Below are 24,640 nucleotides of genomic sequence, written 5' to 3' on the forward strand. Positions count from 1 at the left end.
GTCCCATACGCCTCCATGGTTCCCATGACCAGCCTTCGTGACGCCTCCCCCGCCGTGATCCGGCTCAGCGACTATCGCGCTCCCGCATGGCGGGTTTCGCATGTCGAGCTGACCTTCGACTTGGGCATCGACTCCACCGAAGTCACCGCCCGCCTGCAGTTGCAGCACGCGGCGGACCGCGCTGAACCGTTGCGACTGGATGGCGAGGGGCTGGAGCTGCTGGCCATCCACCTGGACGGCGAAGCGCTGCCCGAGAGCGCCTGGCGCTACGCCGACAGCGTGTTGGAAGTGGATGGCGCACGCGACGGCAGCGTGCTGGAAACGCGCGTGCGCGTGCAGCCGGCTGCCAATACCGCGCTGGAGGGGTTGTACCTGTCCGGGCCGCGCGAGCGTGGCTTCCTGCTGACCCAGTGCGAAGCCGAAGGCTTCCGCCATATCACCTTCTTCCCGGACCGCCCGGATGTGTTGGCCAGCTACACGGTGACCCTGCGCGCCGACCGCGCACGCTTCCCTGTACTGCTGGCCGGCGGCAACCCCGATGGCGCGGGCGAGCTGGACAACGGCCGCCATTGGGCGCGTTTCGTCGACCCCCACCCCAAGCCCAGTTACCTGTTCGCCCTGGTGGCAGGACGGCTGGAGAAAATCGAGCGCGCTTACGTCACCGCCAGCGGTCGCCCGGTGCAGTTGGTGATCTGGGCCGAAGCCGATGCCATCGGCCGTTGCGAATACGCCATGGACGCGCTGCAGCGCTCCATGCGCTGGGACGAGCAGAACTACGGCCGCGAGTACGACTTGGACGTGTTCCACGTCGTCGCCACGCATGACTTCAACATGGGCGCGATGGAGAACAAGGGCCTCAACATCTTCAACGCCAAGTACCTGTTGGCCGATGCCGACTCCAGCACCGACGACGAATATCGCGCGGTGGAAGCGGTGGTGGCGCACGAGTATTTCCACAACTGGAGCGGCAACCGCGTGACCTGTCGCGACTGGTTTCAACTGTCGCTGAAGGAAGGCCTCACCGTATTCCGCGAGCAGCAATTCTCGGCCGACATGAACTCCGCGCCACTCAAGCGCATCGAGGATGTCGCCCTGCTGCGCCGTGCCCAGTTCCCTGAGGACGCCGGCCCGCTGGCGCATCCCGTGCGCCCCGCGCAGTACAGCGAGATCAATAATTTCTACACCGCCACCGTGTACGAGAAAGGCTCGGAGCTGGTGCGCATGGTGGCGGGCCATCTCGGACACGAGGGCTTTCGTCGCGGCATGGACCTGTACTTCAGTCGCCACGATGGCCATGCCGCCACGCTGGAGGATTTCCTCGGCGCCCTGGGCGAAGCCAACGGCACTGATCTGCTGCCCTTCCTCAGCTGGTATGCCCAGGCCGGCACGCCACGGCTCACTGCAAGCGGCCACTACGACGCCGCGCAACGCACCTATACGCTCACCCTCGCCCAGCACACGCCAGCCACGCCGAATCAGCCGCACAAGCAGCCCCTGCCGATTCCGGTGAAGCTCGCCTTGTTCGATGACCACGGCCAGATGCTGCCGCTGCACGTGGCGGATGGTGACGGCGGCGCCGCTGGCGCTACCGAACGCGTGCTGGTGATGGAGAAATCCGAGCAGCGGTTCGTGTTCCAGCACGTGGATACGGTTCCGGTGCCGTCTTTGCTGCGTGGTTTCTCCGCGCCGGTCATCCTCGAGTGCGACTACGCACCGGCCGATCTGGCCCGGCTGCTGCGCCATGACCCGGATGGCTTCAACCGCTGGGAAGCCGGCCAGCAACTGGCTGCACGCGCCTTCGACAATCTGCGTGACGGCACTGCCACCGAAGCGCTCGATGCATGGTGCGATGCGCTGGCCGCCCTATTCAGCGACAGCGCGATCGACGCTGCCTTGCTGGCCGACCTGCTGACCCCGCCAGGTGAGATCGAGCTGTCCGAGCGCGAGCGACTGGTCAACCCCCAACATGTGCACGCCTTGCGCCAGCAACTGCAGGAAAGCCTGGCCCTGCGCATCGGACAAGCGGCGCTTATTCAGCGCTACGAAGCCCTGAATGCGCAGACCACGCTGGCGCTCGATGCCATCAGCCAGGGACAGCGGCGACTCAAGCGCCGCGTATTGGAGCTGCTCGCACGCATTGATCCGTGGACCGCGCATACGCTGGCGACGCTGCAGTACGACAACGCGCCAAGCATGACCGACCGTCTTGCCGCACTTTCGGTACTGGTGCGCGGCAATGCGCCCCAAGCACACGCCGCGTTGCTGCATTTCCGCGAGCGCTACGCCGACAACCCGCTGGCGATGGACAAGTGGTTCGCGGTGCAAACGCAGCTGCCGGGCGAGCTGGTGCTCGATCGCGTGCAGATGCTGGAAGCCGATGCGACCTTTACGCTGAAGAACCCCAACCGCGTGAATGCGCTATTCGGTTCCTGGGCGCGCAGCAACCCGGATGGCTTCCATCGGGCCGACGGCAGCGGCTACCGCCTGCTGGTGGAGCGCCTGCGCGAGCTGGACCGCCTGAACCCGCAGGTTTCCGCACGCCTGGCCACCGCGCTCAATGGCTGGCAGCGTTTGGAACCTCACCGTCGCACGGCGGCCAAGGCCGCGATCGCCTCGCTAGCCGAGCAGAACGGGCTGTCACGCAACCTCACCGAGATCGTGCAGAGCATGCTGCACAGCTAAGCGCCGGAGATATGCGCCCGAGTGCGTCCCGTCCAAGACGGGGCACCCGGGCGTAAGCCGACATTCGATGGAAGCCGTTTAGACGCGGGCTCCCGCGAGCGGTTTGATCGGTTATCGCCGCGTGGTGTGGCGAGGTTCGTTTGGACGTCCAAACTTTTTACCCGGCGTGAGCCGGACGCATCCGGCACTCAGGCTTCGAGTCGCTGCAGCTCGTCGCGCAAGCGATGCATGCGCGACAGCAGACGCGGACGCAACTCCCGGCGCTCGTTTTCGCTGCGCGCTTCGAGATGCTCCATGGCCATCTCTACGCGACCTAACTCGATCAGCAGATCGTGATGCTGGTATACCGGCTGGAAATCAACACTGAAGTCCATGACATGAGTCCCCCCAGAACAGTTGCCTTGACTGGCTGAGGAGGGAAAGCAATGGACGTGCCAGCCATGTGATGATGATCACGTTTTGTCGGTGCATGCATCACGGAATGACGCTGCGCGTCAGCAGGTGCCGCGACTCGGCACAAACGAGCGTTTTAGTCACTGCACGTTCACGCAGCAGGCGTAAATATCGCTCCCAGACGCACAGCGAAGTGGCTGTCAGCAAGCTATTCCAAGTTTCTGGCGCCCGGCAACACGGTCATCCTGGATTCCCCCTGTTCCTGAGACCGCCGGGCGCCAGATCTTCCATGGGTACCGATATAGCGCCTCCAGGCGCCGGCCCAAAAAAACGACGGCGCCCCAAGGGGCGCCGTCTTGCTTCCTCTCCCGGCACGCAATCGAACCCCTGTCGTTCGATCTCGGCGCGCGTTGTCGCGCAGCGTCTGCCCGTGAAAGTGCGTGGAAGTTGAAGCAGGAAGCATGCCAGGGCCTTGAGGCCCTTAGAGGCGCTACCATTAGCGTCGTATTTGGTCCATTCCTGCACATTCGGGGCAGTACGCCATGTTTCACCCGACACCCTATGACGTCATCGTGATCGGCGGCGGCCACGCCGGCACCGAGGCTGCCTTGGCTGCGGCCCGCACCGGCGCGCGCACGCTGCTGCTCAGCCACAACATCGAGACGATTGGCCAGATGAGCTGTAACCCGGCCATCGGTGGCATCGGCAAGGGCCACCTGGTCAAGGAAATCGACGCCCTCGGCGGCGCCATGGCGCGTGCGGCGGATCGCGCCGGCATCCAGTGGCGCACCTTGAACGCCTCCAAGGGACCGGCCGTGCGCGCCACGCGCTGCCAGGCCGACCGTGCGCTGTACAAGGCGGCGATTCGCCAGATGGTGGAAACCCAGCCCAACCTGGAACTGTTCCAGCAGGCCGTGGACGACCTGATTCTGGAAGGCGCCCGCGTCACCGGCGTGGTGACCCAGATGGGCCTGAAATTCCACGCACGCGCGGTGGTGCTCACCGCTGGCACCTTCCTCGCCGGCAAGATCCATATCGGCCCAGCGCAGTACGCGGGCGGCCGCGCCGGCGACCCCCCCGCCAGCACGCTGGCACAGAAGCTACGCGAGTTGCCGGTGGCCGCGGATCGACTCAAGACTGGCACACCGCCGCGTATCGACTTGCGGAGCATCGATTTCACCGGCCTGGAGGAACAGCCGGGCGACGATCCCGCCCCGGTGTTCTCCTATCTGGGCTCGCGCGCCGAACACCCGCGCCAGGTGAGCTGCTGGATTACCCACACCAGCGAACACACTCACGAACTGATCCGCAGCTCGCTCGATCGGTCGCCACTGTACAGCGGCCAGATCGAAGGCATCGGCCCGCGCTATTGCCCCTCGATCGAGGACAAGGTGGTGCGCTTCGCCGAGAAGAGTTCGCACCAGATTTTCATCGAGCCCGAAGGCCTGGACACCTTCGAGGTCTACCCCAACGGCATCTCCACCTCGCTGCCCTATGACGTGCAGCTCGCCCTGGTGCGCTCCATCAAGGGCTTCGAGAACGCGCACATCACGCGACCCGGCTACGCCATCGAATACGACTATTTCGATCCGCGCGGCCTGCATCCGTGGCTGGAAACCAAGACAATTGGCGGCTTGTACTTCGCCGGACAGATCAACGGCACCACCGGCTACGAAGAAGCCGGCGCGCAAGGCTTGATCGCCGGCCTCAACGCCGCGCTCGCGGTGAAGGGCGAGACGCCGTGGTATCCGCGGCGCGATGAGGCGTATATCGGCGTGCTGATCGACGACCTCACCAGCAACGGCACCATCGAGCCGTACCGCATGTTCACTTCGCGTGCCGAGTACCGCCTGCACCTGCGCGAAGACAACGCTGACCTGCGCCTCACCGAAACGGGTCACCGCCTCGGCGTGGTGCCGCAGGCACGCTACGACGCCCTGCGCACCAAGCGTGACGCCGTGGAGCGCGAAACGCAGCGCCTGGGTTCGCTATGGGCCGCGCCAGCCAATGCGCTGGGAGCGAAGGTTACGCAGCACCTTGGTATCACGCTCAGCCGCGAGACGAATGCGCTCGATCTGCTGCGTCGCCCCGAACTCGACTACGCCACCCTGACCACTGTGGAAGGCATCGGCCCGGCAGTGGACGATGCCGATGTCGCCGCGCAGGTCGAGGTACAGACCAAGTACGCCGGCTACCTGGAACGGCAGCGCGAGGAAATCGCGCGACAGCGGCGCCACGAACAGACCGCGATACCTGGCAGCTTCGACTACGACAAGGTACGCGGGCTATCGGCCGAGGTGCTGCTCAAACTCAAGCGCGCGCAGCCGGAAACCATTGGCCAGGCGGCGCGCATCAGCGGCGTCACGCCGGCGGCCATCTCGCTGCTGCTGGTGCACCTCAAGCGCCGCGACGCGGCGTGATATTCGAGCGGACCACGCGCCAAAGCCGCAGGTCCGCGTGGCATGATGGGCGCCGTTGAGTTCATCGCGGAGTGCCTCATGGAAGTCTGGATCGGTCGAGACGGCGAGCGACACGGCCCCTATAAGGAAGTGGACGTGCGCCAATGGCTGCGCAGCGGCCAGCTGAGCGTGGACGATCTGGGCTGGTATGAGGGCATGACCGACTGGCAGCCGCTATCGCGTCTGTTCCCCGATGAGCGCGGTGCCCAGCCACCGGCCTTCACGCCACCGACAGCCGACACGGTGCCGCCCACTTACACCAGGGAAACGCCCACGCTGACCAGCTACGCGGGCTTCTGGAAGCGCCTTGGCGCCTACATACTGGACGCCCTGGTGCTATGGATTCCCAACATGCTGCTGGGCAGCCTGCTCGGTGCGAATCAGGCGGCTGAGGTCTATCTGCAGGCCAAGCTCGCGGCCGGCAACGACCCTCAGCTGGCACTGCAGGCGCTCGATGCCTATTTCAGCGCGATGGGCCCGGCCCTGCTCGCCCAGACTGTGGTTGGCTGGCTCTATTTCGCCGCGTGCGAAAGCTCGCCCTGGCAAGCCACGCTGGGCAAGCTCGCGCTCGGTATTCGGGTGACCGACCTGCAGGGCCAACGCATTAGTTTCGTGCGTGCCACGGGCCGGTATTTCGGCAAGCTGCTCAGCGCCTTCATGCTGTGCATCGGTTTCCTGATGGTTGCGTGGACGCAGCGCAAACAGGGTCTTCACGACATGCTGGCGCAAACCCTGGTGCTCAACGGTCGCGCCAACGAAGCACCGACGACCACGCACGATCCGCAGGAACGCAACAGCTCCATCAATGCCTGATGCCATGGCCAGACGCGCATGCGCCACCACGCCGCGCGCGCCTGGCCATCCTCGCGTGATCCGCGTCGCGCCCTGACGCCGCCGCTCAGCGAAGCGTGTACCGCCGATGGTTACACGCAGCGGCGCGTGAGACATGCGACGCGTGAGGTATCGCGCACCGGCGAGAACGCGCGCCTTCCATACATGCGCCCGGCCCAGCCACGAGGTACATCGTGTTGAGACGAACATCGACTCAACATCCAGTTCACGTTGCGCTCGCGCCCATAGCACGCATGCATGATCCGAGCCGGTCAGTTCCTGCCGTCGCCGGTTTGGCCATCGAGCCGTCCACATGGATACGGCTCGCGCCGGCCCCATACGCCGCTTATGACCAATGGCGGATGCGCCTGCCGTGGGCATCGGAGCAAGCTTGCAAACCGCAGGGGGCTGCGAACCAGGCATCGTCATGGCCCAGTTTCAAGCGGATGGCGCATGGATCTATCACTGCGATGACCTGCTCGTAGAGCCGCGCTCGCATCGACTGGAGCGCGCCGGCACACCGCTATCGGTGGAGCCCAAGGCGTACACCGTGCTGATGGTGTTGCTTCAACAAGCCGGCGAAGTGGTAAGCAAGGATGAGCTGCTCGATGCGGCCTGGGGCCATCGGCACGTTACGCCAGGCGTGCTGACGCGGGCCGTTTCGCAATTACGCCACTCGCTCGGCGACTGCGCAACGTCTCCCCGCTACATCGCCACGGTGCATAGTCTCGGCTATCGCTTTATCGGCGAGGTGCATCGCATACCGGTGATGCCGCTGGCGCTCACTGACGAGGCACCCACAGCTACGACCAGCTTGACGGATACGCAGACCCCGCGTGGACACCTTCCGCCACCGCCCCCCATGCGTCCCGCGCCGCCCCTGCAATGGCTGGCGGCCCTGCTTACGGTGGCGGTGATCGTGGCCATGCTGGCGGCGGTGAGCCTGTGGCATGCGCCCAGCGATCGGCTGTCCTCGCCCCATGTGCTGCCGCGCCCCGCGCTGGTACTGATACCGATGGCCCACACCCTGAGCCAGCATGCGCGCCGCTGGCCACGCGCCCACCGCATGGCCTCTGATTACCCTGGCGATGGCTTGTCGGCGCATGCCGCCGGTTTCCTGCGCCTGCGTCCTGAACAGGCGCCGGCGGCACGCGACTGAGCCCACGCATCGACTTGCTATCATCGGGCGTCCGGCAGCTCGCTTTGGCGGCTTGCCGACTTGTCGAACGCACAGGAATCGCTTCAGCCTCATGCTCAGCATCGAACAACGTATTGCCCAGGACATCGCCGCCAAGTCGGACCAGGTGCGCGCCGCAGTGGATCTGCTCGACGGTGGCGCCACCGTGCCGTTCATCGCTCGCTACCGTAAGGAAGCGACTGGCGGACTCGACGACACGCAGCTGCGCATGCTGGAAGAACGCCTGCGCTATCTGCGCGAGCTGGAAGATCGCCGCGACGCGATCCTTGCCAGCATCGAGGAACAGGGCAAGCTCAGCGATGCGCTGAAGGGCGACATCCTCGCCGCCGACACCAAGGCGCGCCTGGAAGACCTTTACCTGCCGTACAAGCCCAAGCGCCGCACCAAAGCGCAGATTGCGCGGGAAGCTGGTCTGGAGCCGCTGGCCATCGGCCTGCGCGAGGACCCCACGCAATCCCCCGAGGTCGTTGCTGCCGCCTTCGTGGACGCCGAAAAGGGTGTGGCCGACGTACGCGCCGCACTGGACGGCGCCCGCGCGATCCTGATGGAAAGCATCGCCGAAGACGCCACCCTGCTGGGCGAACTGCGCGACTGGTTGTGGGACAAGGGACAGATCCGCGCCAAGGTGGTGCAAGGCAAGGAGAACGAAGGCGCCAAGTTCCGCGACTACTTCGACCACGTCGAGCCGATCGGCAAGATTCCCTCGCACCGCCTGCTGGCGTTGATGCGCGCGCGCAACGAGGGTGTGATCGAGCTGGAGCTGGCTCCCGCGCTGGACATGGAGCAGGGCCACCAGGAGGGCGAAGGTCGCGTGGCATCGCGCGCCGGCATCCTGGATCGCGGTCGCCCCGCCGATGCATGGTTGCGTGAAACGGTGCGCCTGACCTGGCGCGTGAAGCTGCACCTGCACCTTACGCTGGACCTGTTCGGCCGCGTGCGCGAAGGCGCCGAGGACGAAGCCATTCGCGTGTTCGGCGACAACCTCAAGGATTTGATGCTGGCCGCACCGGCCGGCGCCAAGACCGTGATGGGCCTGGACCCGGGTATCCGCACCGGCGTGAAAGTGGCCGTGGTCGACCCCACCGGCAAGCTGCTTGCCACCGACACCATTTATCCGCACGAGCCGCGCAATCAGTGGGATCAGTCGATCCAGCGCCTGGCCCTGCTCAGCAAGCAGCACGGCGTGAACCTGATTGCCATCGGCAACGGCACCGCCTCGCGTGAAACCGACAAGTTGGCCGGCGAAGTGATGAAGAAGCACGCCGACCTCAAGCTCTCCAAGATCGTGGTGAGCGAAGCGGGCGCATCGGTGTATTCGGCCTCCGAAACCGCGGCCAAGGAATTCCCGGAGCTGGACGTGAGTTTGCGTGGCGCGGTGTCCATCGCGCGCCGCCTGCAGGATCCGCTGGCCGAGCTGGTGAAGATCGAACCGAAGGCCATTGGCGTGGGTCAGTACCAGCACGACGTTAACCAGGTGAAGCTGGCGCGCGCACTGGATGCCAAGGTCGAGGACTGCGTGAATGCGGTGGGCGTGGATGTGAACACCGCTTCGGCCGCGCTGCTCTCGCGCGTGGCCGGCCTCTCGCCCAGCGTGGCCGAGAACGTGGTGAAGCATCGCGATGCCAACGGCCCGTTCGCCAACCGCAAGGCCCTGCTCAAGGTGCCGCGTCTGGGCGACAAGGCGTTCGAACAGTGCGCCGGCTTCCTGCGCGTACCCAATGGCGACAACCCGCTGGATGCCAGCGCGGTGCACCCGGAAGCCTATCCGGTGGTGGAGCGCATCATTGCCCAGTGCGGCCGCGAGGTGCGCAACATCATCGGCGACACTGGCTTCCTGCGCGGCCTGAAGGCCGAGCAGTTCACCGACGAAACGTTCGGCCTGCCGACCGTGCGCGACATCCTCAAGGAACTGGAGAAGCCGGGCCGTGATCCGCGCCCGGAGTTCGTCGCCCCCAGCTTCGCCGAAGGCGTGGAAGACCTGAAGGACCTGCGCCCCGGCATGGTGCTGGAAGGCCGCGTAACCAATGTGGCGGCGTTCGGCGCCTTCGTGGACATCGGCGTGCACCAGGATGGCCTGGTACACGTGTCGGCCCTCTCGCATACCTTCGTGAAGGATCCGCGCGATGCGGTGAAGGCGGGCGACATCGTGAAGGTCAAGGTGATGGAGGTGGACCTGCCGCGCCAGCGCATCGGCCTGTCCATGCGCCTGGACGACGAACCGGGCCAGCAGGCTCGCGGCGGCCGCCCGGCAGGCAGCAACGATGCCCGCGCTCCTCGCGACAACCGTGGCCCGCGACCGGGCGCCCAAGCCCCCAAGGCTGCTCCGGCACCGGCCAATAGCGCCTTTGCCGATGCCCTTTCGCGCGCCATGAAGCGCTAAGCCGCGCCTTCCGCCGTACTCACGGGGGCGACCGCCAGCCGGTCGCCCCCGTTTTGTTGCAGGTTCCTTCGATGCATCGCACGCTGGCGCGATGCGGCGCAGCATGCGCACACGTACGGGCTTGCATTACCGTAACAAGGGAATAACAAATGGCTACCCAGCCCAGGAGCGTTATCGTCATGCCTCGTCTTCGCCTACTCGCGGGCGCCGTCACCACGGCCCTGCTCTTCAGTTCCCATGCGTTCGCCGCCGACAACCGGTTCGACAACGTCGTGGTATTCGGCGACAGCTTGAGCGATGCCGGCAATATTTCGCTGAAGTATTTCCCGAACAACCAGCCGCCGACCCGCTTCACCACCAATCCGGGTTCCACCGCCGTCGAGAACGTCGCCAAGGCGCTTGGCTTTCCCATCGCGCCGTCGCAGGCCGGTGGTACGGATTACGCCTGGGGTGGTGCCGGCCTGATCAACAACGCCACCACGCTGGCCATCCAGAACATTCCGCAGCAGTTGCAGGCTTACCTGGCCAGCACCGGCGGCAAGGCGGATCCGCGCACGCTCTATCAGGTGTGGGGTGGTGCCAATGACATCTTCTACCTCACCGGTGCCTATACCGACAGCAACACCATTGCCGCGGGAACGGCAGCTGCCGCCGCGGCCGAAGTAAAGCTGCTGGGTAGCCTGCAGGCGGCTGGCGCCAAGTACGTGGTGGTGTACAACCTGCCCGATATTGGCAAGACGCCGGAGAGCATCGCGGGCGGCGCCGCCGCGCAGTCCGGCGGCACGCAGCTGTCACTGGTGTACAACGGCGTGCTCCAGGCCGGCATTACCCAGCTCAGCAACAACGGCCTCAACATCATCCCGGTCAACACCTTCGCGCTGATCAACGAAGTGGTGGCCAATCCGTCGGCGTTCGGCTTCACCAACGTCACCCAGCCGGCCTGCGGCGTGGGCTCCAGTTCGGTGGCGTGCGGTCCGCAGGGTTCGAACCTGCCGTTCCATTACCCGGCCGGCGCGGACCAGACCTATCTGTTCGCCGATGGCGTACACCCGAGCACGGCTGCTGACGCCATGCTGGGTCAGTACGTGATGTCGATCATCAACGCACCGGGCTACGCCTCGCTGCTGGCCGAAGCGCCGCTCGCGTCGATCTCGGCGCAGAACCGCGCGATCCGCAACCAGATGCTGGCCGATGGCCAGGGCAGCGACACCCGCGTGTTCGCCAGCGTCGATTATGGCGATCAGCGCTTTGACGGCAGCACCAGCTCGCCGCGCACCACCAGCAACAACGTCAACCTTACCGTTGGCGCGGATGTGCGCTTCAACGACAACCTGTCCGGCGGCGTGTCGATGAACATCGGCCAGCACAATGCCGACTTCACCGGTGGTGGCGGCTACAAGCTGCAGGATGTGTCGGGCCTGGGTTACCTCACCTATCACCAGGGCGGTGGCTACATCGGCGGCTATGTCGATTTCGGTCAGGACAATTTCTCCGACATCGAGCGCCGCATCGAGCTGGGCAATTACCAGCGCACCGAGTCCGCCAAGGCAGACGGCAACCACCTGGGTGGTGGCATCACCGGCGGCTGGTGGTTCGACGTGTCGAGCCTGCGCACGGGCCCGTTCGCCACGGTGGAATGGCAGACGGTCAAGGTCAATGGCTACAACGAAAGCGGTGACGACAGCAGCGCGATGTGGTTCGGCAGCCAGCAGCGCGATTCGTTGCTCTCCACGCTGGGCTGGCGCGTGCAGGGTCACTGGCAGGCCGGCAGCGTGATGCTGACGCCGTACGCCGAAGTGGCCTGGAACCATGACAGCAAGGCCGATCCGCGCATGATCACCGCGGGCCTCAACAGCATGCCGGGCAGCTTCAGCCTCGCCGGCTTCAGCCCGGACAAGACCTGGGGCACCGCCGACGTCGGCCTGGGCGCGCAGTTCAGCCAGTCCTTCACCGGCTGGCTGGGTTACAGCGGCCGCTTCAGCGACAGCAGCCAGAAGTACGACAGCGTGAACCTGGGCCTGAAGTACGCCTTCTAAGCCGCCCAGCTCATCGCAAGGCCCAAAAGGCCGTCCGCGCAAGCGGGCGGCCTTTTTCCTGGGCAACCCGCTTATCGGGGAAATCATGGGCAACAAAAAAGCCGCCTGCTTGCGCAAGCGGCTTTGATGGTGACGACCGAACCGGAGGGCTTACTTGCCCTTGCCGTTGGTCGCCAGGCTGAGGATCGACTGGGCCTGCTTCTGCAGGCTGCCCGCGTCGTCATCGCTCAGCGGAGAGGTCTTGCCGCCGGCTTCGGCGGTCTTGAGCACCAGCGTGCCGTCCTGGGCCCAGGCCGCGCGCTCGGTCGAGGTCGGCTTGGCGTCCTTGCTCGACTTCTTTTGCTGCACGACCACCCACGGCTTGCCGTCCTTGTAGGCGTAATCGGTGCTGGTGAAGCCCTTGTCGCCGTAGTCCACCTGCTCGCGGATGAACTTCACTTCGCCCGCCTCACGGAACACCTGCCAGCCACGCGACACCTTGTCGTCCAGCTTGGTGCCGCTGCTGATCTTCATGCCGCCGATCTGCTTCTGCACGGCGGTGAAGGCAGCCAGTTCCTTCTCGCCAGCGGTCTGCTCGCCCACCAGCTGGATGTTCACCTGCATCGGTGCACCCTTGGTCAGCACCTGGGTCTGCAGCGGCGGGGTGTAGTGACGGTCGCCATCGACCAGGTCGGCCTTGAGCACATACAGGCCAGCCGGGTTCACGTCCGCCGGATTGAATTCCAGTTCGAACGACAGCGGGAACGTGTTGGCGGAGTCCACCGACTTGGTGGCCAGCGGCTGCGCGTCCTGGGTGGACACGTCGATCAGGGTCAGCTGCAGCTTGGCGGCCGGCGACACCTGGGCGGCGTCACGCAGCGTCACCTGACCGGTGATCGCGTTGGCCTTGGCCGGAGCGGCCGCACCCGTGGAGCCGGACGGAGCGGTACCCGGAGCGGCGCCCTGGGAGGAATCGGAAGAATTGCCGCAACCGGCGAGAGCCAGTGCCGCAACCGACATCAGCGACCAAACCAACCTGCGCATGGGAAAACCTCTATCGACTGTCAGGGCTTACGCGAGAACCGACAGACGTCCAAATACGCCTCGACTCATCACGGGGGAAGCTCTGAGGATAGCCCAAAGGTAAGGGCTTGTAAAAGTTCACACCATGCGCTTGCGTATCCGCCTGGGCCGCCTGCCGGCCTGTCGGTTAACGCCTCACATGGCCGCCGTTTTTTTCATGCGCCGCAAGGTTTTGGCTTACACCCTTACCACCAAGGGCCGGCCTCACTGAAAGAAAGGCCCGCCCGGAAATAGCCGCTTTTCCGCTATCGCGCCGGTCAAGCCGCCTCGCAAAAGTCTCCGCCCCTTCGTAAGTTTATTGAAGGGTAACTTACGTTACATATGACACACGCGCCGAGCGATGTTCTCCGGGGCGGATGGGACGGAACCCCCTATGTCGCTGGCAGGAAAGGCTTACCGGTCTCAGATTCCTGTCTGGATGCTGAACAAAAGAGCGGAAGGTTGATTACCAATCGAGTGCCTTTGCGTTCTTGAAATCGGCAGAAGTTGCTCCGACGGGCAACAAATCCAATAAAACTTGCGAAACCTGTGGAAAGATAGTGCGGCAGTTACACGACCACGATGCATGCTTCACGCACTGAGCTCCACTTTCGGTTCACGCTCCATCACAACGAGTCGCCATCCGCCAGGAATCCGCGATGAATACGCATAAAATGACGAACATCGAATCTACGAGCACCTTTGCCGACCGTATCAAGGTGCTGATTCAGCGAGTGGGCAGCGTGACCGAGATTGCGCGCATGTGCGGCTTTTCCGAGGGCGTGGTGCGCAGCTGGCGCGACGGCAACACCGACCCCTCGCGCGCTCGTTGCGTAACACTGGCCAAGACCATGGGTATTTCCCTGGTGTGGCTGGTGGCCGGCGAAGGCCAGATCCAGGCCACCGACGCCATCGCGTCGGGCGAAGAGCTGCCCAACGCCGAGGCATCCACCAACCGCCATCGCTCCAAGCTGCGTACCGCGGCCGATACCCTGCACGCCAGCGGCATCGCCATGGACCCGCAGCGCCTGAATACGGCGCTGCGCATTCTGCAGTCGGAGCTGGACCTGGCCGAAAGCCGCCTCACCCTGGCCGACAACGCCGACATGCTGGCGGATCTTTACGAAATCCTTGGCCCGGGCGGCAACGACGTGGACGCCGGCGCCATGGTGTCGTTCAACCAGCGCTTGCATGAGCGCGTGAAGCGTGGCCGTCAGGCGCTCGCCTGAACCCTTGGCTTTTGCGTAAGGCATAAAAAAACGGCAGCCGCGAGGCTGCCGTTTTTGTTGGGCGCCGCGCCCGACGCTTACAGGCGGGCGATGTCGGCAATCGCACCGAACTGGGCCTTGAGCTGCCCCAACAGGGCCAGGCGATTGGCGCGCACGGCCGGATCGTCCGCATTGACCAGCACGCTATCGAAGAACGCATCGACCGGCGCCTGCAGCTGAGCCAAGCGGCTGAGCACCGCACCGTAATCGCCAGCCTGAAGGGGCGCCGCCGTATCGGCGCGCGCCGCATCCAGCGCTGAGGCCAGCGCACGCTCGGCGTCGGCCTCGAAATGCGTCGGGTCGACCGTGGTACCCACGGCAGGCGCACCCGCGTCCTCGGCCTGCTTGCGCAGGATGTTGGCCACGCGCTTGTTGGCGGCGGCAAGGCTCAACGCCTCCGGCCGACGACCGAATTCGCCCACCGCGCGCAGACGGCGGTCGAAGTCGACCAGGCTGGTCGGGGCCACGGCCAAGACCGCCTCGAACTGCTCGGCGGTAAAGCCCTGCTCGGCGTAATAGCCACGCAGGCGCTCCAGCACGAAATCGACCAGTTCGTCGGCCAGGGTGGCGCGGCGCTTACCGGCGTCCAGCACCGGTGCCTTGCCGTCCTTGCCCGGCTTGAGGCCGGCGGCGAGCGCGGCTTCGGGCAGCAGCTCCAATGCTTCGACAAAGCTGCCGCGCAGATCGAGCTCCAGGCCGCCCTCGACAAGAGTGCGGGCCAGGCCTAGCGCGGCACGGCGCAGGGCGAATGGATCCTTGTTGCCACTGGGCTTCATGCCGACGGCGAAGATGCCGGCCAGTGTGTCCAGGCGATCGGCCGCGGCGAGCACGCGACCTACCGAACCGGCGGCAATGGCGTCACCGGCGAACCGCGGCTGGTAGTGGCTGTCCAGCGCGTCGGCCACATCGGCGGACTCGCCATGATGGGTGGCGTAGTAACGGCCCATCACCCCCTGCAGCTCGGGGAATTCGCCGACCATGCGGGTAAGCAGATCGCATTTGCTCAGCGCGGCGGCACGCGTGGCGGCGCCGGCATCCACGCCGACGCGGCTGGCTACGATGCGTGCCAGCTCGGCGACGCGCACGCTCTTGTCCCAGAGGCTGCCCAGCGATTGCTGGTAGGTCACGTTCTTCAACGCGTCCTGGTAGCCGGCGAGCGGCGTCTTGAGGTCTTCATCCCAGAAGAACTTGGCATCCGCAAAACGCGGGCGGATCACGCGCTCGTAGCCCTTGCGGATTTCGCCTGGCTGCTTGCTGTCGATATTGGCGATACCGATGAAGTGCTCGGTGAGCTTGCCCTCGGCGTCGAACACCGGCACGAACTTCTGGTTGGTCTCCATGGTGGTAACCAGCGCTTCCGGCGGCACGGCGAGGAACGCACGCTCAAACTGGCACGCGATCGCCACCGGCCATTCGGTGAGGTTGGCGATTTCGTCCAGCAGGGCGTCATCCAGCTGCGGGACGCCACCGGTGTCCCTGGCCGCGCGGGCCACTTCGTCGCGGATCTTCTGGCGACGCTCGGCCGGGTCGGCCAGCACCTTGGCGGCACGCATGTGATCGAGCCAACTATCGGCATCGGCGATGTGCACCGGCTGCGGGTGCATGAAACGGTGGCCGCGCGACTGACGGCCGCTCTTGAGGCCCAGTACGCCGCCATCGACGATGTCCGCGCCATGCAGCATCACCAGCCAGTGCGCCGGGCGCACAAAGCTGTAATCGTGATCGCCCCAGCGCATGGGCTTGGGAATGGGCAGGCCCTTGAGGGCTTCGTCCACGATCTCCGGCAGCAGCGTCGCCACTGGCTGACCCGGCTTCACGGCGCGGAACACGAACCAGGCGCCCTTGTCGGTTTCCAGCTTTTCCAGCTGTTCCACCGTGACACCGCACGATTGCGCGAAGCCCTGCAGCGCCTTGCTCGGCTGGCCGCTGGCGTCCAACGCGGCATTCACCGCAGGGCCGCGACGCTCGACGCTCTGCTCGGGCTGATTCACCGCCACCTGCGGAATATAGACGGCCAAACGACGCGGCGATGCATAGCCCTTGGCCAGATCGAGCGCGGCGTCCACGCCGCGCTTGGCAAGCCCATCGCAGATGCCGCGCAGGAAGGCGCCGGCCAGCTCGTCCAGCGCCTTGGGCGGCAGTTCCTCGGTGCCCAGTTCGATCAACAGCGGCTTGTTTACGGCGCTCATGCGGCCTGCTCCTTCACGTTCTTCTTCAGGCCCGGAAAACCCAACTTCTCGCGCTGCGCCACATAGGTTTCGGCCACCGCGCGGGCCAGCGTTCGCACGCGAAGGATGTAGCGCTGGCGCTCGGTCACGCTGATGGCGCGACGGGCATCGAGCAGGTTGAAGGTGTGGCTGGCCTTCATCACCTGCTCGTAGGCAGGCAGCGGCAGACCGGCGGCGATCAGCTTATTGGCCTCGCCTTCGCACACGTCGAACCAGCGCAGCAATTCCGGCACATTGGCGTGCTCGAAGTTGTAGGTGCTCTGCTCCACCTCGTTCTGGTGGAACACGTCGCCGTAGGTGACCTTGCCATGCGGGCCTTCGGTCCACACCAGGTCATAGACGTTGTCCACGTTCTGCAGATACATCGCCAGGCGTTCGAGACCGTAGGTGATCTCACCGGTGACGGGACGGCACTCCAGGCCGCCGGCCTGCTGGAAGTAGGTGAACTGTGTCACCTCCATGCCATTCAGCCACACCTCCCAGCCCAGGCCCCAGGCGCCCAGCGTGGGCGATTCCCAGTTGTCCTCGACGAAGCGCAGGTCGTGTACCAAGGGGTCCAGGCCCAGCTCCTTCAGCGAGCCGATGTACAGATCCAGGATGTTGTCCGGATTGGGCTTCATCACCACCTGGTACTGGTAGTAATGCTGCAGGCGGTTCGGGTTTTCGCCGTAGCGTCCATCGGTGGGACGGCGCGAGGGCTGCACATAGGCCGCCGACCACGGCTCGGGACCGAGCGAGCGCAGAAAAGTCGCGGGGTGGAAGGTGCCGGCGCCGACCTCGGTGTCGAGGGGCTGCAGCAAGACACAACCCTGTGCCGCCCAGTAGCGGTTGAGGGTCTGGATCACATCCTGAAAAGTGCGCGCGGACATGGCTTCCCGTGGGCTTCGATAAAGCGGGTTAGTATAGCCGGGACCGCTTTCTCCGCTGGATTTTGTGGGAAGGCACCTGAGGGAGAGATCGCCGCATGGCCGCTTCACCGCAATCCGTTTCCCTGCTTGGCCGTCACTCCCGGCTGACCCTGGATGAACTGCTCGCCGCCCTGGTGGTGGATGGCTACGTACTGGCCGAGGATGCCAAGCAGGTACGCATGGGTAGCCGAAGCGGGCGCAGCACGGTGGAACTGCATCCGCTGGTGATCGTGGCCAACGCCAAGTTGCCCAACCAGCGTGATCCGGGCCGCCCGCTCAGCATGGAAGCGCTGACCGAATGGCTGGCCGGGCACGCCGCCCTGCCCTACCTCAAGATCGATCCGATGAAGATCAATGCGGCCGCGGTGACCCAGGTGGTCAGTCGCGCCTACGCTGAGCGCCATCGGATTCTGCCGGTGGCCGCCTCGCCGGGCGAGGTCACCTTTGCCACCTGCGAGCCGTTCGACAACGCCTGGGCCGCGGACCTGTCGCAGATGCTGCGGCGGGATATCAAGCGGGTGGTCTCCAACCCGCTGGACATCAATCGCTACTTGTTGGAGTTCTACGGTGTCCAGCGCTCGATTCAGCTGGCGCAGGATGCCAAGGGCAGCGGCTACGACTCCTCCGCCATTCTCAACTTCGAGCAATTGGTCGAGTTGGGCAAGAGCGGCGAAGTGGGCGCCGATGATCGCCATGTGGTGCATATCGTCGATTGGTTGCTGCAATACGCCTTCGAACAACGTGCCTCGGACATCCATCTGGAACCGCGCCGCGAGGCGGGGCAGATGCGCTTTCGCATCGACGGCGTGATGCACAAGGTGTTTGAGCTGCCCCCGCCGGTGATGACCGCGGTCACCGCACGCATCAAGATTCTTTCGCGCATGGACGTGGCCGAGAAGCGACGCCCGCAGGACGGCCGTATCAAGACCCGCTCCGGTGGCGGCCGCGAAGTGGAGCTGCGTATCTCCACCATGCCCACCGCCTTCGGCGAAAAGGTGGTGATGCGCATTTTCGATCCGGACATCGTCGCCAAGGATTTCTCCCAGTTGGGCTTCTCCGCGATGGAGGCGGAAGTGTGGCGCGCCATGGTGGAGCGTCCGCACGGCATCGTGCTGGTGACCGGCCCCACCGGTTCGGGCAAGACCACCACGCTGTATTCCACGCTCAAGCACCTGGCGACGCCGGAGCTCAATGTATGCACGGTGGAAGACCCGATCGAAATGGTCTCCCCCGAGTTCAACCAGATGCAGGTACAGCAAGCGATCGACCTAGATTTTGCCGCTGGCGTGCGCACGCTGCTGCGCCAGGACCCGGACATCATCATGGTGGGCGAAATCCGCGACCTGGAAACGGCGCAGATGGCGGTGCAAGCCTCGCTCACCGGTCATCTGGTGCTCTCGACCCTGCACACCAACGACGCGCCCAGCGCGGTCACCCGCCTGCTGGACCTCGGTGTACCGCACTATCTGACCCAGTCCACGCTCACCGGCGTGGTGGCACAACGCCTGGTGCGCACGCTATGTCCTCACTGCAAGGCGGTCGCCCGGCAAGACGAGCACGAATGGACCGCACTCACGCATGGTTGGTCGATGCCGCTGCCGGAGAAGGTCTATAAACCGGTGGGTTGCCTGGAATGCCGCAATACCGGCTTCATGGGGCGCACCGGCGTGTACGAGATGATGCAGTTATCGCCGCGCCTGCGCGGATTGATTTCGGCGCAATTGGATCTGGGACATTTCGGCCACGCCGCGTTGGCCGAAGGCATGCGTCCGCTACGCATTTCAGCGGCTGACCAGGTGGCACGGGGCCTGACGACCGTGCAGGAAGTACTCACGGTAATACCGCCGATCGAACACGGTTCAGCCTGAATCCGCATCATCTCCTTTTGACGTTTCCACAATTCCAGCACGCATGAAGCCTGTCCTGATTATCCGCACCGGTCGCGCACCCGCCCCCATCCGCGCACGCCATGGCGATTTTCCCCACTGGTTCCGCCTGGGTGCGCAGCTTTCGCCAGATCGGGTTCGAGTGGTGGATGTGGAAGCTGGCGAATCCCTTCCCGCACCTAACGAAGTCGCTGGTGCACTGATTACCGGTTCGGCGGCCATGGTGACCGAACGCGCCGCATGGAGCGAACGCACGGCCGGCTGGATCCGCGATGCCATGGATCTTGAGCTGCCGATGTTCGGCGTCTGCTACGGCCATCAACTGATGTCGCATGCGTTGGGCGGTCGAGTGGATTACCTGCCCGGCGGCAGGGAAATCGGAACGATGCCGATCGAGGTGCTGCCCACCGCGACCAATGATGTGCTGGCATCGCACCTGCCGTCGAGTTTCCGCGCCCACACCACGCACGAGCAAAGCGTGCTGGAACCACCCAAGGGTGCTACCGTGCTGGCCCGATCGGCGCGCGATGCCCACCATTTGCTTCGATATGGACCCAGCGCGTTGAGCGTACAGTTCCACCCGGAATTCAACGCGGACGTGATGCGCGCCTATATCCATCGCAAACGCGAGGCGATGCACAAGGAAGGCTTCGATCCTCATCACACTTTTCGCCAGGTGGCGCCGACCCCGTTGGCGCGCCGCCTGCTTCGTCAATTCGCACGACACCATGGGTTGGCAACGGGCTGATCCACCCCGCCTTGTCATGGGGCAAGCCTAGAATCCTCCCATGCGCGCGACGCTTCCCCGGGAGGCGTGCTGCCTTGGTATGGAGAACGTTTCATGGAAAAACGACAACCGCATGTTCACCGTGGTGCGGTTATCGCCATGCGTCTGGTGGACATCGCGGACACCATCGACCTGACGGCGGCGGAAGCCTTATGGGCGCGACATGCCCATACCGCCGCTGCGCGCGGTCGTTTACTCAGTGCCCCGCCCAAGGCCGTGAGTTTCGGCGTACCGCCGGTGGAACTGACGCTGGAGCCGCTGCAACTCGCCATCGATAGCGAAGCCATGACGGCAACCGTGGGTGTGCGGCTCTATGAATTCGGCGTCGCCGCTTTCTCCATCAAGGTCGCCACCGATGATTTGAGCTGGCCGCACTACACCGCTCGCGTCAACGCCGTGGACGCCACACTGGGACTGGGTTCGGGAACGCGCATATGGCATGACCTGGCGTCGCAGATCGTGGAGCTGATGCGCCCCGCCTTGATGCGGCCTAGCGTCGATCCGCTTCACGAGGACTATTTGCTCGGCCTGGTCCATGCGTTGGAAGGCGTCACCAGCACCGCTAGTCTGCACGAGGAAATCGATCTCGTACCACTGCTTTCCGGCGAAACGCGGGCACTCTCCGAATCTGCACGCCAGGACTTGCTGCGGCAGCGCTTCTCCTATTACACCGACGACCTGGCGGTGCTCACCTGGGATCGCGCCTTCATCTATGAGCCGCGCGACGACTCCGATGTGGTGGATATCCTTGAGGTCGCCAATGCGCAGTTGCTCGAGCTGCGCTACTACGACGAGCTGCTGGATGCCGAACTGCCGCGCATGTACGACCTGGTGGAGGCGACCCATCACGCAGCCAGCCCGCTCGCAGCGCGCCGTTATGCCGATCTGGCGCGCAAGCTCTATACCTTGGTGGCGGAAGTCACCGAGATCACCGAAAAAGTGGACAACGCACTGCAGGTTACCGAGGACGTCTATCTCGCGCGCGTCTACGCCTCGGCGCTGGAGCTGTTTCGCGTGCCGCATGTCAGCAAGGCCGTGGATCGCAAGCTGGCCATTATCCGCGACAGCTACTCCGCACTTTACGAGGAGGCCTCCAGCAAGCGAGGCGAACTATTGGAGCTGGCGATCATCCTGCTTATCGTGTTGGAAATCGTGATCGCCGTGGTACGCCACACTTAAGCGGCGGATCACCGACTGCGCGGTGGCATAGGGAACGGCGTGATCTTCTGACCATCGGTCGCGTCGCGAATAACCAGCGCGCCTTTCTGCTCCACTTCCTCAATGCGAACAACCGACTGCATCGGCAAATGCAGCACACGTGTGTCCTTGAACTCCTCGCGCAAGCGCTCTTCGGTGGGGTCCACCAACAGGCCTTCGCCCGCAGGCTCGAACACCAACTCACCCACTTCGGTAAAGCCCCACAGGGCGCTGGAAGCCACGTGCCGCGCATATAGCTCGTAGCACTTGCCCAGGTGAAGGAAGGTTACTTTGTAGAGTTTCTTGGTACGCATGCGTCTATTTTAGCCGCGCAAACGTCGCGCAATGGCATTGCGCGAAAGCAACGCAAACAGCACGCCGAACAGAAAACCGGCGATATGCGTCCACCAGACCACCGCACCATAACTGGGGCCTGCATAGCTAAAGAGCAGCTGTAGCAGTACCCAGATGCCGATCAACAAGAAGGCAGGTACGCGCACAAACTCCAGGTACAAGCCGAGCGGCAGCACCAGGCCGAGGTGTGCACGCGGGAACAGCGCGATGTACGTACCAAGCACGGCAGACACGGCACCGCTGCAACCGATGATCGGAGCGCGCACGCCAGCCAGCGAAAGAGCTCCGACCAGGTTCGCAATCACGCCGCCCAACAGAAAGAGCAATAGGAAACGCAACGAACCCAGCGTTCGTTCCGCGGGAATGCCAAAGATCACCAGGAACAGCAGGTTACCGAGCAAGTGTAGCCAAGCCAGATGGATGAAAAGCGCTGTGGCAAGGCGCAGCAGGGCAGGGTCGGCCAACTGATGCAGGATCGGTAACTTGGGGTCAAAGATATCGGCAGGTACCGTGCCCCATTGCAGCCACATAGACACTCGCTGTGGCGCTGGCATCAAAGCCAAACCCACAAAGCTGATCACGCACGTGACGACCAGCAGCACAGTGGCCCACTGCACGTGGTGACGTCGACGGGTTTCTACATGGACAAACACGAATAAAGCGCTCCGAACGAGTCAGGCAGGCTGGCTTTGCATCATAGCGATAAGGGGAATGCAGGACTGCGCCTCTGCGCAGATCCGCTATGGCAAGCACTTTTCTTTCGCGCAAAGACAAACGCCTTCCCCGATGGGAAGGCGTTTGCGGGTAAAAAGACCCTGGCGGTGACCTACTCTTGCATGAGGATTCACACTACCATCGGCGCAGCTGCGTTTCACTTCCGAGTTCGGGATGGGATCGGGTGGTACCACAGCGCTATAGCCGCCAGGGAGAGGGTGTGGAAGTCGCCGTGAGGCGCCATTCCAGCAAAGGGGTAAACGAGTGACAAGCGTCTGGTGAAATCGGGATGTTCGTTGAGACGGACCGTCTCGCGAAGCGTCTTGGGGTTATATGGTCAAGCCGCACGGCTCATTAGTACGCGTAAGCTCAATGCATTGCTGCACTTCCACACCGCGCCTATCAACCACCTAGTCTTGATGGTGCCTTAAGGAGTCTCTGGGACTCGGGAGATCTCATCTTGGGGCGCGCTTCCCGCTTAGATGCTTTCAGCGGTTATCGCTTCCGTTCATAGCTACCGGGCAATGCCATTGGCATGACAACCCGAACACCAGCGGAACGTCCACTCCGGTCCTCTCGTACTAGGAGCAGCCCCCCTCAAATCTCCAACGCCCACGACAGATAGGGACCGAACTGTCTCACGACGTTCTGAACCCAGCTCGCGTACCACTTTAAATGGCGAACAGCCATACCCTTGGGACCGGCTACAGCCCCAGGATGTGATGAGCCGACATCGAGGTGCCAAACACCGCCGTCGATATGAACTCTTGGGCGGTATCAGCCTGTTATCCCCGGAGTACCTTTTATCCGTTGAGCGATGGCCCTTCCATACAGAACCACCGGATCACTAAGACCTACTTTCGTACCTGCTTGATCCGTCGATCTCGCAGTCAAGCACGCTTATGCCTTTGCACACAGTGCGCGATGTCCGACCGCGCTGAGCGTACCTTCGTGCTCCTCCGTTACTCTTTGGGAGGAGACCGCCCCAGTCAAACTACCCACCACACACGGTCCCTGATCCGGATTACGGACCTAGGTTAGAACGTCAAGCACTTCAGGGTGGTATTTCAAGGATGGCTCCACCGAAACTAGCGTCTCGGTTTCATAGCCTCCCACCTATCCTACACAGAAGAACTCAACGTTCAGTGTGAAGCTGTAGTAAAGGTTCACGGGGTCTTTCCGTCTTGCCGCGGGAACGCTGCATCTTCACAGCGATTTCAATTTCACTGAGTCTCGGGTGGAGACAGCGCCGCTGTCGTTACGCCATTCGTGCAGGTCGGAACTTACCCGACAAGGAATTTCGCTACCTTAGGACCGTTATAGTTACGGCCGCCGTTTACTGGGGCTTCGATCAAGAGCTTCGCCTTGCGGCTGACCCCATCAATTAACCTTCCAGCACCGGGCAGGCGTCACACCCTATACGTCCACTTTCGTGTTTGCAGAGTGCTGTGTTTTTGATAAACAGTCGCAGCGGCCAGGTTACTGCGACCCTCCAATGCTCAGTCACGCACGTGACCACATCGGAGGGCGCACCTTCTCCCGAAGTTACGGTGCCATTTTGCCTAGTTCCTTCACCCGAGTTCTCTCAAGCGCCTTGGGATTCTCACCCTGCCTACCAGTGTCGGTTTACGGTACGGTTTCTCTGTAGCTGAAGCTTAGTGGCTTTTCCTGGAAGCGTAGTATCAGTCACTTCGTCCAATAGGACTCGTCTCGGTGCTCGGCATAAAGAGGGCCGGATTTGCCTAACCCTCATGCCTACCGCCTTTCCCCGGGACAACCAACGCCCGGTAGACCTAACTTTCTCCGTCCCCACATCGCACTACAGACAAGTGCTGGAATATTAACCAGCTTCCCATCGACTACGCATTTCTGCCTCGCCTTAGGGGCCGACTCACCCTGCGCCGATGAACGTTGCGCGAGGAAACCTTGGGCTTTCGGCGTGGGGGCTTTTCACCCCCATTATCGTTACTCATGTCAGCATTCGCACTTCCGATACCTCCAGCAGACTTCTCAATCCACCTTCACAGGCTTACGGAACGCTCCTCTACCGCGCACACAAAGTGTGCACCCCGAGCTTCGGTGTATAGCTTAGCCCCGTTAAATCTTCCGCGCAGACCGACTCGACCAGTGAGCTATTACGCTTTCTTTAAAGGGTGGCTGCTTCTAAGCCAACCTCCTGGCTGTCTATGCCTTTCCACATCGTTTTCCACTTAGCTATAACTTTGGGACCTTAGCTGCGGGTCTGGGTTGTTTCCCTTTTCACGACGGACGTTAGCAC

Annotated in this window: 16 protein-coding genes and 2 rRNA genes (1 of these 18 cut by a window edge); 10 read left to right on the forward strand and 8 right to left on the reverse strand. The window is 63.6% G+C overall.

Annotated features, from left to right (window positions below):
* Nucleotides 1-24 precede the first annotated feature (24 nt).
* Nucleotides 25-2,682 (forward strand): aminopeptidase N, encoded by a 2,658-nt coding sequence (gene pepN / locus JHD67_RS05845; RefSeq protein WP_199098259.1) that lies wholly within the window; start codon nucleotides 25-27, stop codon nucleotides 2,680-2,682.
* Nucleotides 2,683-2,870: 188 nt separating this feature from the next.
* On the opposite strand, the gene JHD67_RS05850 is transcribed toward pepN, so the two are convergent.
* Nucleotides 2,871-3,056, reverse strand: coding sequence for a hypothetical protein (locus tag JHD67_RS05850; protein ID WP_199098261.1), 186 nt, complete (start codon nucleotides 3,054-3,056; stop codon nucleotides 2,871-2,873).
* Between the two features lie 561 nt (nucleotides 3,057-3,617).
* On the opposite strand from JHD67_RS05850, the gene mnmG reads away from it, so the two are divergent.
* The 5 genes from mnmG to JHD67_RS05875 all read left to right on the forward strand — a co-directional run bounded on the left by mnmG (nucleotide 3,618) and on the right by JHD67_RS05875 (nucleotide 11,979).
* Nucleotides 3,618-5,495: a tRNA uridine-5-carboxymethylaminomethyl(34) synthesis enzyme MnmG gene (mnmG, locus tag JHD67_RS05855; RefSeq protein ID WP_199098263.1), complete on the forward strand. Its 1,878-nt coding sequence runs from the start codon at nucleotides 3,618-3,620 to the stop codon at nucleotides 5,493-5,495.
* Between the two features lie 78 nt (nucleotides 5,496-5,573).
* Nucleotides 5,574-6,347, forward strand: coding sequence for an RDD family protein (locus JHD67_RS05860; RefSeq protein ID WP_199098265.1), 774 nt, complete (start codon nucleotides 5,574-5,576; stop codon nucleotides 6,345-6,347).
* A 445-nt stretch (nucleotides 6,348-6,792) separates the two neighbouring features.
* Nucleotides 6,793-7,524, forward strand: coding sequence for a winged helix-turn-helix domain-containing protein (locus tag JHD67_RS05865; protein WP_199098267.1), 732 nt, complete (start codon nucleotides 6,793-6,795; stop codon nucleotides 7,522-7,524).
* Between the two features lie 91 nt (nucleotides 7,525-7,615).
* Nucleotides 7,616-9,943: a Tex family protein gene (locus JHD67_RS05870; RefSeq protein ID WP_199098269.1), complete on the forward strand. Its 2,328-nt coding sequence runs from the start codon at nucleotides 7,616-7,618 to the stop codon at nucleotides 9,941-9,943.
* Between the two features lie 179 nt (nucleotides 9,944-10,122).
* On the forward strand, nucleotides 10,123-11,979 hold the full coding sequence (locus JHD67_RS05875; protein ID WP_199098271.1) for an autotransporter domain-containing protein: 1,857 nt from the start codon (nucleotides 10,123-10,125) through the stop codon (nucleotides 11,977-11,979).
* Nucleotides 11,980-12,129: 150 nt separating this feature from the next.
* Here JHD67_RS05875 and JHD67_RS05880 read toward each other — a convergent pair whose 3' ends face one another.
* Nucleotides 12,130-13,002 carry a DUF1481 domain-containing protein gene (locus JHD67_RS05880; protein ID WP_199098273.1) on the reverse strand — a complete coding sequence of 291 codons (873 nt, stop codon included), beginning with the start codon at nucleotides 13,000-13,002 and terminating at the stop codon, nucleotides 12,130-12,132.
* A gap of 677 nt (nucleotides 13,003-13,679) precedes the next feature.
* Between JHD67_RS05880 and JHD67_RS05885 the strand changes: the two genes are divergently transcribed.
* The gene (locus JHD67_RS05885; RefSeq protein WP_199098275.1) at nucleotides 13,680-14,249 is read left to right on the forward strand and encodes a helix-turn-helix transcriptional regulator; all 570 of its coding nucleotides are present in this window, start codon (nucleotides 13,680-13,682) and stop codon (nucleotides 14,247-14,249) included.
* 77 nt (nucleotides 14,250-14,326) lie between these two features.
* Here JHD67_RS05885 and glyS read toward each other — a convergent pair whose 3' ends face one another.
* Entirely contained in the window at nucleotides 14,327-16,477 is a 2,151-nt protein-coding gene (gene glyS, locus JHD67_RS05890; protein ID WP_199098277.1) for a glycine--tRNA ligase subunit beta, read from the reverse strand.
* Nucleotides 16,474-17,385: a glycine--tRNA ligase subunit alpha gene (gene glyQ / locus JHD67_RS05895; RefSeq protein WP_199098279.1), complete on the reverse strand. Its 912-nt coding sequence runs from the start codon at nucleotides 17,383-17,385 to the stop codon at nucleotides 16,474-16,476. The genes glyS and glyQ overlap by 4 nt, the downstream gene beginning before the upstream one ends.
* A gap of 95 nt (nucleotides 17,386-17,480) precedes the next feature.
* Here glyQ and JHD67_RS05900 point away from each other — a divergent pair, with 95 nt between their 5' ends.
* The 3 genes from JHD67_RS05900 to JHD67_RS05910 all read left to right on the forward strand — a co-directional run bounded on the left by JHD67_RS05900 (nucleotide 17,481) and on the right by JHD67_RS05910 (nucleotide 21,276).
* The gene (locus JHD67_RS05900; RefSeq protein WP_199098281.1) at nucleotides 17,481-19,292 is read left to right on the forward strand and encodes a GspE/PulE family protein; all 1,812 of its coding nucleotides are present in this window, start codon (nucleotides 17,481-17,483) and stop codon (nucleotides 19,290-19,292) included.
* Nucleotides 19,293-19,335: 43 nt separating this feature from the next.
* Nucleotides 19,336-20,058: a glutamine amidotransferase gene (locus JHD67_RS05905; protein WP_199098283.1), complete on the forward strand. Its 723-nt coding sequence runs from the start codon at nucleotides 19,336-19,338 to the stop codon at nucleotides 20,056-20,058.
* Nucleotides 20,059-20,151: 93 nt separating this feature from the next.
* Nucleotides 20,152-21,276: a hypothetical protein gene (locus JHD67_RS05910; protein WP_233171662.1), complete on the forward strand. Its 1,125-nt coding sequence runs from the start codon at nucleotides 20,152-20,154 to the stop codon at nucleotides 21,274-21,276.
* Between the two features lie 8 nt (nucleotides 21,277-21,284).
* On the opposite strand, the gene JHD67_RS05915 is transcribed toward JHD67_RS05910, so the two are convergent.
* The 4 genes from JHD67_RS05915 to JHD67_RS05930 all read right to left on the reverse strand — a co-directional run.
* On the reverse strand, nucleotides 21,285-21,608 hold the full coding sequence (locus JHD67_RS05915; protein WP_199098285.1) for a DUF1820 family protein: 324 nt from the start codon (nucleotides 21,606-21,608) through the stop codon (nucleotides 21,285-21,287).
* A gap of 9 nt (nucleotides 21,609-21,617) precedes the next feature.
* Nucleotides 21,618-22,301: a rhomboid family intramembrane serine protease gene (locus tag JHD67_RS05920; protein ID WP_199098287.1), complete on the reverse strand. Its 684-nt coding sequence runs from the start codon at nucleotides 22,299-22,301 to the stop codon at nucleotides 21,618-21,620.
* Between the two features lie 160 nt (nucleotides 22,302-22,461).
* Nucleotides 22,462-22,574 (reverse strand): 5S ribosomal RNA (gene rrf, locus JHD67_RS05925).
* A 121-nt stretch (nucleotides 22,575-22,695) separates the two neighbouring features.
* Nucleotides 22,696-24,640 (reverse strand): 23S ribosomal RNA (locus JHD67_RS05930) (it continues 934 nt past the right edge of the window).

Source organism: Dyella sp. ASV21, assembly GCF_016428975.1.
In the GTDB taxonomy this organism is placed as follows: domain Bacteria; phylum Pseudomonadota; class Gammaproteobacteria; order Xanthomonadales; family Rhodanobacteraceae; genus Dyella.